Annotated in this window: 10 protein-coding genes; all 10 read left to right on the top strand. The window is 36.5% G+C overall.

The window, feature by feature from the left end:
* Positions 1-34: 34 nt before the first annotated feature.
* The gene (gene serB, locus ACJMLD_RS07115; protein WP_405269826.1) at positions 35-1,768 is read left to right on the top strand and encodes a phosphoserine phosphatase SerB; all 1,734 of its coding nucleotides are present in this window, start codon (positions 35-37) and stop codon (positions 1,766-1,768) included.
* 40 nt (positions 1,769-1,808) lie between these two features.
* Positions 1,809-1,955, top strand: a complete 147-nt coding sequence (locus tag ACJMLD_RS07110; RefSeq protein ID WP_405269824.1) for a hypothetical protein — start codon at positions 1,809-1,811, stop codon at positions 1,953-1,955.
* A 115-nt stretch (positions 1,956-2,070) separates the two neighbouring features.
* Positions 2,071-4,227, top strand: coding sequence for a DNA topoisomerase I (topA, locus tag ACJMLD_RS07105; protein WP_405269821.1), 2,157 nt, complete (start codon positions 2,071-2,073; stop codon positions 4,225-4,227).
* A 305-nt stretch (positions 4,228-4,532) separates the two neighbouring features.
* Positions 4,533-7,220 (top strand): STT3 domain-containing protein, encoded by a 2,688-nt coding sequence (locus ACJMLD_RS07100; protein ID WP_405269818.1) that lies wholly within the window; start codon positions 4,533-4,535, stop codon positions 7,218-7,220.
* Between the two features lie 61 nt (positions 7,221-7,281).
* Positions 7,282-8,376 (top strand): OBG GTPase family GTP-binding protein, encoded by a 1,095-nt coding sequence (locus tag ACJMLD_RS07095; protein WP_405269815.1) that lies wholly within the window; start codon positions 7,282-7,284, stop codon positions 8,374-8,376.
* A gap of 21 nt (positions 8,377-8,397) precedes the next feature.
* Positions 8,398-8,934 (top strand): adenylate kinase family protein, encoded by a 537-nt coding sequence (locus tag ACJMLD_RS07090; RefSeq protein ID WP_405269812.1) that lies wholly within the window; start codon positions 8,398-8,400, stop codon positions 8,932-8,934.
* Positions 8,935-9,207: 273 nt separating this feature from the next.
* Positions 9,208-9,543, top strand: a complete 336-nt coding sequence (locus tag ACJMLD_RS07085; protein WP_405269809.1) for a hypothetical protein — start codon at positions 9,208-9,210, stop codon at positions 9,541-9,543.
* Positions 9,544-9,576: 33 nt separating this feature from the next.
* Positions 9,577-9,975 (top strand): type II toxin-antitoxin system VapC family toxin, encoded by a 399-nt coding sequence (locus tag ACJMLD_RS07080; protein WP_405269806.1) that lies wholly within the window; start codon positions 9,577-9,579, stop codon positions 9,973-9,975.
* Between the two features lie 198 nt (positions 9,976-10,173).
* Positions 10,174-10,539: a ribonuclease P protein component 4 gene (locus tag ACJMLD_RS07075; RefSeq protein ID WP_405269803.1), complete on the top strand. Its 366-nt coding sequence runs from the start codon at positions 10,174-10,176 to the stop codon at positions 10,537-10,539.
* Positions 10,508-10,765: a YhbY family RNA-binding protein gene (locus tag ACJMLD_RS07070; protein ID WP_405269800.1), complete on the top strand. Its 258-nt coding sequence runs from the start codon at positions 10,508-10,510 to the stop codon at positions 10,763-10,765. The genes ACJMLD_RS07075 and ACJMLD_RS07070 overlap by 32 nt, the downstream gene beginning before the upstream one ends.
* The last annotated feature ends 69 nt before the right edge of the window (positions 10,766-10,834 follow it).

The raw sequence follows: 10,834 nt of genomic DNA, 5'->3' as shown, positions 1-10,834 counted from the left end.
AAGTGAGCTAGATTTAATATAATTGGTGGTATTATTGATTAAACTTGTAGTATTTGACTTAGATAACGTTATTATTGATGGTGAAGCAATAGATGAGATAGGAAAATTAGCAAATGTTGAAGAGGACATAGCTGCAATCACTGAAAAAGCTATGCAAGGGGAAATAGACTTTGAAACTTCTATTAAAGACAGAGTACAACTTCTCGAAGGAACTTCTATTGAAGATGTCGAAAAAGTTGCTGATGATCTTCCATTAATGCCTGGAGCTTGCAAAACCATCAAATGTCTAAAAGATAAAGATGTAGATGTAGCTATCATTAGTGGTAGTTTTGATGTAGTGGCTGATAAAGTTAAAGATAAACTTGGAGTTGACACAGTTTATACTAACAGTTTCACAGTCGAAGATGGTAAATTAACTGGTGAAGTGACTGGTCCTTTAGTATCCGGAACTAAATTGGATGTATTGAAAGACCATGTCGAAGAAGCAGGAATTACTTTGGATGAAGTAGTTGCTGTTGGAGATGGCGCTAACGACATTTCCATGATTGAAGCAGCTGGTTGCGGAATTGCATTCAATGCAAAAGATTCCGTAAAAGAAATAGCTGACGTAGTAGTAGAAGAAAAAGACTTGTGCAAAGTCTTATGTGAAATTCTTAATCAATTAACCACTGATGATGCTGAAACTGAAACTGTAGAAGAAGTAGCTCAAGAAGCTGAAGCCGAAGAAGTGGCTGAAGAAGCTGAGGCTGTTGAAGAAGAAGCAGTCGAAGAATCCGAAGCTGAAGAAGAAGTGGCTGAAGAAGCTGAGGCTGTTGAAGAAGAAGCAGCTGAAGAATCTGAAGCTGAAGAAAAAGCTGAAGCTGAAGAAGCTAAAGAAGAACCTAAATCCAAACCTAAAAAAGCTGATAAAGGTCTTCCTGAATCCAATTTTGTTCTCGCCGACACTATGGAAGGTGTAAGAAAACAAAAAGATGAAAAAGAAGCTGAAATCTCCAAAGTTGCTGAAGAAAGAGAAGAATATAACAAAATAGCTAAAGAACAACGTAAAATTAGAGATGAATTAAACGCATCTTTAAAAGAAAACTTAAACAAAGCTATTGAATACAGAAACGAGCGTAATGAAATCAACAAACAAGTTGAAGAAGCTAAAAAAGCTCGTAATGAGGCAAACAATAAAATTAAAAGTTTAGAATGGTCTTCAGGAAAACGTGACAAAATCAAAATAGAAAATGAAATCAAAAAGATTGATAAAATCATTGAAACTCGCGTTTTAGACATTAAAAAAGAAAATCAGCTTGTTAAAAATGCAAATGATCTCAGAAAACAATTAATGGAAATTCATGAAGATGAAACCGTTAAATCTGAAGCTCAAGAACTTAAGAAATTATCTGAAGAAGAGCACGAAAAAGTTATCACTCTATCCGAACAGGCTCAAGCAGCTCACGAAGAGATGCTTACCTACTTCAGAAAAACCGACGATATCAGAACTGCAGCTGACGAAGCTCACAAAAAATTCATTGAAGCACGTAAAAACGCTTCCGCTAAACATGAAGAGTTCAAAGCAATCTTAAGTGATATCCATGTTATCAACAAAAAATTAGGTTCCAACAAACCTAAGAAAAGGAAAAATGATAACAAATCTTCCGGCGGATCCAACAAAAACCGTGAAGAAAAAGAAAGAGCTGAAGAAATCTTTGCTAAATTTAAACAAGGTGGTAAAGTCTCTACTGAAGAGATTTTACTCTTGCAAAAATATAATATAGGTTAAGTTCTTTAACCTACCTTTTTTATTTTTTTTAGGTTTTACCATGTCCGAAGAGAAAATTGAAACTTGTTTTATCTGTGGTAAGAAGTTTGATATGAACAAGGCAGAGCTTGGCTATTATAGATATGGAAAATATCCAATCTGCGACTTCTGTGCCGATTTTTACCGTTTTTACAATGAAGAACTTTAGATTTTAATCGTTTTTCTCATTATTCAAAAAATCTTTTTTTCATAGAAATGTTTTTATATTAGATATGAGTTTAAATTAAATTCAGTACATTTTTTTTTTATTTGGGGAGTAGATTATGCATGAAGTTATAGTTTGTGAAAAGCCGACATCCGCTGAAAAGATAGCAAAGGCGCTTTCGCCAAGCGCAAAAAAGAAGGTTTATAATAAAAAGGTAAAGTATTGGGAACTTAAAAAGGATTCAAAGGATATAACAGTCGTATCTGCTGTTGGACATCTTTATTCACTGACTCCCGATAACCCTAAAGACAAGGTCTATTTTGACCTGCACTGGGCACCTGCCTACGAAGTCAACAAAAAAAGCAGCGGATTCACTAAAGATTATGTCAGGGCCATCAAGAAACTTGCAAAAAACGCAGATTCCTATATTCATGCATGCGATTATGATACTGAAGGAACTTTAATAGGATATAACGCTTTGAAATATGCCTGTGGACAAAATGACTTAAGCAAAATATCCCGTATGAAGTTTTCCACATTAACCAAAAAGGATCTCCTCGAAGCCTATGACAATAGAATTGAATTGGACATGAACCAGGTTGACAGCGGAATTGCAAGGCACGTTTTGGATTATTATTTCGGTGTGAATATTTCCAAGGCGCTAATGAAATCCGTAAGCCGAGCCAAATACAAATATCTGAAATTGTCAGCAGGCCGTGTTCAAACTCCTACATTGGCAATTCTTGTTGAAAGGGAAAAGGAAATTAAGAACTTTGTCCCTGAACCATATTGGCTGATTAGGGCAATCATCGAAGGCAAGATTGAAGTCAATCATGTTGACGGCAAAATCTTTGATAAGGCCAGGGCAGAAGAGATAATGAGCAAATGCAAAGGCAAGGATGCCGTTGTCGACAAAATCAAGCTATCCAATTCAACCACCCGGCCGCCGGTTCCTTTCAATCTGGGGGGCCTTCAGTCTGAAGCATACAATGTGTTCGGATTTTCACCTAAAAAGACACAGTCCATTGCCCAGAATCTTTATACTTCAGGTTACACTTCATATCCTCGTACCTCTTCAGAGAAATTGCCTGAAAGCCTTGACTTCAAATCAATATTCTCTCAGTTAAGTCATGACGGGGAATTCGGCAAGCACATTTCACAGCTTCCATCCAAATTGAAACCTAACAACGGTAAGAAGGATGATGCCGCACACCCTGCAATACATCCAACAGGCATTTTGCCGCAAGGATTATCCAGGGATGAGAAAAAGATTTACCAGCTTATTGTTTACAGATTCATCGCTGTATTTTTCGAATCAGCCAAATTCGAAACCATGAGCACAACATTGGACATTGAAGGTGAAAAGTTCCGCTTCAAGCGCAGAAGGGTCACCCATAGGGGATGGATGGAACATTATCCATATAGGAAAATCGATGATGAGGAGTTTCCGGATATCAAGGAAGGCGATTTGGTTAAGGTATTGGATTTAATATCTGATGAGAAGGAAACCAAGCCTCCTGCCCGTTATAATCAGGCTTCTTTAATTAAGGAACTGGAAAAAAGGGAGCTTGGAACCAAAGCCACTCGTGCAGACATCATCGATAAGCTGTATGACCGCAAATACATCAACGGCACCCAACAGATCGAAGTGAATCAATTGGGTGAAAACATGATTGATACTTTGAGCACATACTGTAAGGATTTGACTTCAGAAGAGCTTACCCGCGATTTTGAAAACAAGCTTGAAGGAATAGACAATAACAGCTCCACTTGTAAGGAAGTCATCAGCGAAGGCAAAAAGGAAGTCAATGTCATTTTAGCAGACATTGATAAGAATTCTAATGAGATCGGTACAAAATTATACGAATCTTTCCAGGAAAGCAACATTGTTGGGACCTGTCCTAACTGCGGTGGAAAGCTTGTCAAGAGATATTCCGCCGTTACCAAAAGTTCTTTTGTGGGATGCTCCAACTATCCTGAGTGCACAACAAGCTATTCAATTCCAAAGGGAACTAATTTCCTTAAAAAGACTTGTGAAAAATGTGGGCTTCCAATAATTTCATTTGGAAAGCCTCGCCAACGTGCATGTCTTGATGCCAATTGCGGAAAGGACAAAACAAAGCCTTATGTTCCTGAAGAGGTTGGCAAATGTCCTGAATGTGGAAAGCCACTTCTTAAACGTTCTGGCCGTTATGGCGAGTTTATAGGCTGTAAGGGATTTCCAAAATGCAGGTTTACATGTTCTGTTGAAGAGCTTGAAAGCAAACTCAGTTAATTATTTTTTAATTTAATTTTATTCTTATTCAATTCTGCATTATTTTTTATTTTTCATGCAGGATTCTAATAGGAAATTCGATAGTATTTTATCGCTTCTAATTATTTTTTTAAATATTTTACAATTTTGTAAAATTTTTAGATATGCAAAATACTTAATAATGTTAAAAAATAAATCTATAATCTAATAAAAATATTTTTTCAAATTTCAATATTTTTATTTTCGTATTAAAAATTTCAATTTAATAATTTTAGTATTGTTTTGATTGAAACAATATAATTTAATGAATGTAAATGAGGATTTCGATGAATAGAGAAACAGTTTTGACAATAACTAAGTCAGTGATTATTATTTTAATCTTATTGGCTGTTGTTTTCGCCCTTAAGGTTCCAGCTGCAGATTTAAATATAATTTCTGACGATTACAAAGCAGACTACATTGATTCTTCAGGTCTTCCTTATTTCAGTGAAATGGATTCGTACTATAACTTAAGGTTGACTCAGGACTATGTAGATCATGGTTACGTCGGAGATGAAATGATAAACGGTAGTGAATGGGATATGCACAGGTATGCTCCGACAGGTAATAAGATTAATTATGAACTGGGTATTGTGTATCTTACTTCGTTTTTACACGACTTTGCAAATAAGCACTTGGGAGATTATTCAGTTAAGGAAGTGGCATTTTGGACAGGTGCCATCATATCTACACTTGCAGTAATCCCGGCTTATATCTTTTCAAGAAGATTGACAAATGAGTATGGAGCGATTGTGGCGACATTGATTATTGCTCTGGCTCCAAACTACTTTGCGCACACATTCCCAGGATTTTTCGATACAGATATGTTCTATTACATATGGTCCCTGTTCTTCATATTCTTCTTTGTAGAGAGTATTAGGGCAGAAAATATTGTGTATAAGATTTTATTCGCAATTCTATCAATTATCTCAATTGGATTTTTCTCACAATCATGGACTGGTTACATATTTTATATAGGTCTTATGGGAATATTCGCAGTTGTTTATTTAATTGCTTGCTATTACTTTAATGTTGGTGAAGATGACCAAAATCAATATCCGAGCAAACTGCAGTGGTTCATTCACCAGGTCGACTTGAAATCTATTGTGATTTTAGGTGTTGTCGGATTTGTAGGCCTTGCCATTTTCCAAGGTTTGGAAGGAGTTACCGGATTATTCGGAAGCTTATTAAGCTTGCTTTCCTTGCAATCCGCTTCAAGGACTATTGCAGGATTCCCGAACGTTCTTGTTTCCGTTGCAGAGATGCAAATTCCAGCGATGCTCGGTAGTGGTATGAATTCAATGTTTTTAGCTAATACCAATGGGGTTATCAACGGTTTAGGCGGTATATTGGTATTCTTCTCCGGTTTAACAGTACTTGCTACTTTCGTATCAAGAGCTTTGAAACTTAAAGATGCAAAAACCAAAACAAGTTCCACAGCAAAACCACACAAATCCAAAAGGATATCTTCAGCTAAGAAACTTGACAATGAACTTAAATCAGGCCTTAACTTAGGCAGTTTCAATCTGGATTCACTCAATGAGCTATTGTCCAACAAACGTTTGACAGTATTATATGCAACATTGTTTGTTGTATGGGTAGTTCTCACTGCACTTGCGGTAACCAGAGGTTCAAGGTTCATTACCACAATCGTATTGCCGTTCGGTCTTATGGCAGGTATCTTTGTTGGAATCGCAATGGATTACATCAAAAACAAGATTACTGATGACAGAATTTTATTAGCTGTAATATTTTTCGCAGCCGCTTTTGCCGCAATACCTTTAGCTACTGTAAATAAAATATATGGAATTGCATTATTGGTTATCCTTGTTGCTTTAGGGGCAGCATCCATATATGTTCTCAAATCAAACGCCAAATCCAGTAAAGGAATTCCAATCAAAAAGTACGTTGCGGTATTGGCAATTATTTTGGCATTGATAACTCCGTGTGTATGCGGCGCTTATCAGACTTCAGAAACTGTTGTTCCGGGTACAAGTGACCCAATGTGGAATGCAATGAAATGGGTTAATGAAACCCAACCTGAAGATACAGTACTTACATCCTGGTGGGACTTCGGTTACCTCTTTGAGATTGCTGCCGATAAGCAGGTAACATTCGATGGGGGTTCACAATCCGGTGACCGCGCTTTCTGGTTAGGTCAGGCGATGACTACTGATGATTTGGAGCTGTCTGCAGGTATTTTCAGAATGCTTGATACAACAGGTGATCAGGCTGTGGACTATCTGGTAAACATTACCGGCGATACCGGTAAATCAACAGATATTCTTATTGACATCTTGCCGAAATCATCCAGCGATGCTCAAAAGACATTGCAGAGCAAGTATCACTTGACTGCAGCTCAGGCAAAAGAGTTGGTTAGCTATACTCACCCTAAAAACCCACGTCCGGTAATATTTGTTGCATCTTCAGATATGCTTCAGAAAGCGGGCTGGTGGAGTTACTTCGGTGCATGGGACTTCGAAAACCAAAGTTCCGAAAACTACAACTACTATGTTCCAACAAGCCAAGTTGAAGTCAAACCGGGCAGCACAGGCAAACTTGCATTGCTTGAAGATCAAGGAATGACCATCAATGCAGTTATCAAAAGAGGCACTGGAAACAACACTACAACTGCCTACACCGAAGCTGTCTACACCGAAAATGGAGAACAGATTATGGTAAACAATACTACTTATAATCCATTGAACATTTCCGACATCATTGTCATTGAAGATGGATACATAATGAAAAACGAATCTGTCGGAAAGGTCAAGAATGCAAACTATACCATGATGCTGATTGGTGATAACAATCACTACACACCGATTCTGATGAGCAACAAGCTTAAAGATTCAATGTTCACCAGACTCTACCTGCTTGGTGGAGCCGGCCAGGACATATTTGAAAACGTCCACGTTGAAAACGGTGTAATGCTGTTCAAAGTAAACTTTGATAAAACCAAAGCTGCAGCTTAGTCAGCTTACAGATTAGGATTTTCCTAATCTTTCTTTTTTTTTATTTTAATATGGTGATTTAATGGGGATTGAAGAGAAAATAAAGGACATTGAAGAAGAAATACAAAAGACACCATATAACAAAGCCACTTCACACCATATTGGTAAGCTTAAAGCAAAATTATCCAAATTAAAAGAAGAATCTCTACAGAGAAGTAGCAGCGGTCATAAGGGCCAAGGATTTCATGTTAAGAAATCCGGGGATGCTACTGTGGTGCTTGTAGGATTTCCTTCCGTTGGTAAATCTACTCTCTTGAATGAAATTACAAATGCTGAAAGTAAAGTTGGAGCTTATCAGTTTACAACATTGGATATCGTTCCGGGCGTAATGGAGCACAAAAACGCAAAGATTCAGGTTTTTGATATTCCTGGAATTATCACTGGAGCAAGTAGCGGTAAAGGAAGAGGAAAGGAAATATTATCTGTAGCTAGAACTGCTGATTTAATTTTGGTTGTATTGGATACATTCAATCCGCAACATCTTGACGTTATCATAAAAGAACTCAGGAATATTGGTATCAGGCCTAATGAAAGGCCACCTGACGTGACGGTCAAAAGGAAAAAGCTCGGAGGCGTCAAAGTCTCTTCAACCTGTAAGCTAACCCATCTGGATGAAAAGACAATCCGGTCTATCATCAATGAGTACGGCATGCATAATGCAGATGTGCTTTTCCGTGACGATGTGACAATAGACCAATTCATTGATGTGCTTGACAGGAACAAGGCATACGTTCCGATGCTTGTCCTGCTGAATAAGGTGGACCTCGTAGATGAAGCATACCTCGAAGAGCTTAAGAAATACATTCCGGATTTCATTCCGATTTCCGCAGATAAGAAGACCAATATCGATGAGTTAAAGGACATGATATTCGATAATCTTGATTTGATTAGGATCTACTTGAAGCCACAGGGCAGAAAAGCGGACATGGAAGACCCATTGGTCGTTAAGAAGGGCGCTACCGTAATTGACGTATGCGGAAAGCTACACAGGGAGTTCGTTAAAAACTTCCGCCACGCCAAGGTTTGGGGAACATCCGTCAAATTCCCAGGTCAAAAGGTGGGTCCGGACCATGTGCTTGAGGATGAAGACGTTTTAAGAATTATTCTTAAAAAATAATTCTTCTTTTTTTTTGATATTATGAAAAAGACTATTTTTATAACAGGAACTCCATGTACAGGCAAAACTACTGTCAGTGAAGTTTTATCTGATAGATTAAATTGTAAATTGATTAAGATTAACGATTTGGCCATTGAAAATGACTTTGTTTTAGGCATCGATGAGGACAAGGGCTATAAGGTCATTGACATTGATGCATTAAGCGATAAGGTTTCAGAGATTATTTCATCCAGCGAAGAATTGACTATTTTTGAAGGGCATCTGTCCCATTTATGCTCCGGTGCGGATAAGGTAATCGTTTTGAGGGTTCATCCTGAAATTTTGCGAGTCAGGCTTGAAGCACGCAACTATTCCGAATCAAAGATCCGTGAAAATCTGGAGGCCGAGGCATTGGGAGTCTGCACTGCCGAAGCCTTTGACGAATATGGGGATAGGATTTCAGAGATTGATGTCAGTGATTTGACTGTTGATGAGGTTGTTGACCTGATTGAAGATGTTATTTTTGATAGAAGGGAGTTCCCCGCAGGGGAAGTCGACTTCATGGGTTGGTTGATTTAGCATCAATTTTTCATATTCAAATCAATTTTTTCAAATCACTTTAATTTTTATTTTTTGATGCAATAATGTTGTATAATTCTTTTGTTCTGCAAATACGCTTTTATGATTTTGTGTATTTGAAAAATACTTATATATTATTAGATTCATATATTATTCTGACTTACTAGCTAGTTTGGTCCAAAAGTTTTTAGAATCTTTAAGTGCTTTTGGATTGAGTATAACTTAAAGGGTTGTGATAATATCGCAAGAATAAGTTTTGACATTGATGATGGGTTGCTTGAAGATTTAAACAATAGACTTTTAGAAAATAAATCCTCTATTGAGGATTTGATTGAAAAGTATGTCCATTATGGATTACAAAAAGAGGTTGATACTATGCTAATGGTGAGTTTAAATACAGATGTAACAGAAAAAGTTAATATTGTCTCCAAATTAACTGATAGAACTCCTGAAGAAGTTGTTAATGATACTCTATGGGACAATTTGCGAAAGATTGAGGATGTTCCTGTTGAAATAGATTATGACAAAATTTGGAATATGCTTGATCATGATAAACCCGAAGGGGATGATGTATTAGAAAAGCTTAGTAAAGTTAATAAACTTCGCTAAGATTATACTGAATAAACACCACAGTGGGATATAATGATTTTTTTAGATACATCATACATTAATGGTTTAGTAATTAGAAATGATTCTTACGAAAACTTTTCAGAAAATTCACGGCCGATTCTACAAAAAGAAGCAATAGTAACTAATATAATAGTTTTGGTCGAAGTTTTGAATAGTTTAAAACCCAACAATTTCAATGGAAATATTAATGATATAATATTTTGCTTGTTGAATCTTGATATTTTTGATTGGTTAAGTGATGAAGATTACAAATCGGCAATGGAATTGTTTAAATATTATGGAGGTTCTATCAACTATGCAGATTGCACCATTCTACAATCAATGCAGAAACATGGAATTACTAAAATCGCATCTTTTGATTCGGATTTCGACAAGATTAAAGGCATAAAGAGAATAGGCGGATTCAACTAATCCATTTATTTTCTTTGAAAATTATTTTTCACTAAAAAATCCCATAAATCCATAACCTTTATAAAGGGCTATAAACATAATTATTCTTAATATTCATATTAACCTAAGGTTAAAATTCTTAACTATGGTTTTTGTTTTAAATTGCGCAAATCATTTTAATCCAATCATGAATATTAATATCCTACAAGGGAGGATATTTTGAGTAGAGGAAAACGACCAAAGTGGATGATTGATATAGCGATTGAAAGAATGGATATTCTTTTTAATCGTGCTGAGATGGAATTCATCACCCATCCGGAGAGATCCAATCGCTATGTGGAGCTTGCTTTGAAATTGTCCACCAAATACAATACCAAAGTTCCTGAAAAATGGAAGAGAAGGTATTGCAAGAACTGTAAAAGTTTCCTCTCGCCTGGTCGCAATTGCACCGTCCGGCTAGTTAACTCAGAGGTTAACATTTTTTGTGGTGAATGCGGTCATGTAATGAAGATTCCTTATCGCAAGGAACAAAAAGATAAAAGGAGAGCTAAATATGAGTCAAACAAAAAAAGAAATGATGAATAGAGCTCTTTCCGCTATGACAATTAACATTGGTAAAAACGGCGTCAACGAAAATGTGATTGAAGAAATCAAACGCCAGCTTGAAGCTAATGAGATTGTCAAGATTAAATTTGCAAAAAATATCGCTAGAGATAAAGATAAATACATCGACGATATAGTCACTCAAACCAAAGCTAAGCTTATAGATGTTAGAGGACACGTTGCTGTTATTTATAAGAAAAAGCCTTAAACATTATAAATTTAGAGTTACAGGCCCTATTTTTTTAGGTCTTAAATTTACAGTGGATTAAGCTACAAT

Source organism: Methanobrevibacter sp., assembly GCF_045112895.1.
In the GTDB taxonomy this organism is placed as follows: Archaea; Methanobacteriota; Methanobacteria; order Methanobacteriales; family Methanobacteriaceae; genus Methanocatella.
The sequence above is the reverse complement of the archived record's forward strand: the minus strand, read 5'-3'. Positions and strand labels throughout refer to the sequence as shown.

What these genes read in the sequence shown, in the direction of transcription:
- ACJMLD_RS07110 (WP_405269824.1), top strand. Translation starts at nt 1,809, where the DNA reads ATGTCCGAAGAGAAAATTGAAACTTGTTTTATCTGTGGTAAGAAGTTT.
- topA (WP_405269821.1), top strand. Translation starts at nt 2,071, where the DNA reads ATGCATGAAGTTATAGTTTGTGAAAAGCCGACATCCGCTGAAAAGATA.
- ACJMLD_RS07100 (WP_405269818.1), top strand. Translation starts at nt 4,533, where the DNA reads ATGAATAGAGAAACAGTTTTGACAATAACTAAGTCAGTGATTATTATT.
- ACJMLD_RS07095 (WP_405269815.1), top strand. Translation starts at nt 7,282, where the DNA reads ATGGGGATTGAAGAGAAAATAAAGGACATTGAAGAAGAAATACAAAAG.
- ACJMLD_RS07090 (WP_405269812.1), top strand. Translation starts at nt 8,398, where the DNA reads ATGAAAAAGACTATTTTTATAACAGGAACTCCATGTACAGGCAAAACT.
- ACJMLD_RS07080 (WP_405269806.1), top strand. Translation starts at nt 9,577, where the DNA reads ATGATTTTTTTAGATACATCATACATTAATGGTTTAGTAATTAGAAAT.
- ACJMLD_RS07070 (WP_405269800.1), top strand. Translation starts at nt 10,508, where the DNA reads ATGAGTCAAACAAAAAAAGAAATGATGAATAGAGCTCTTTCCGCTATG.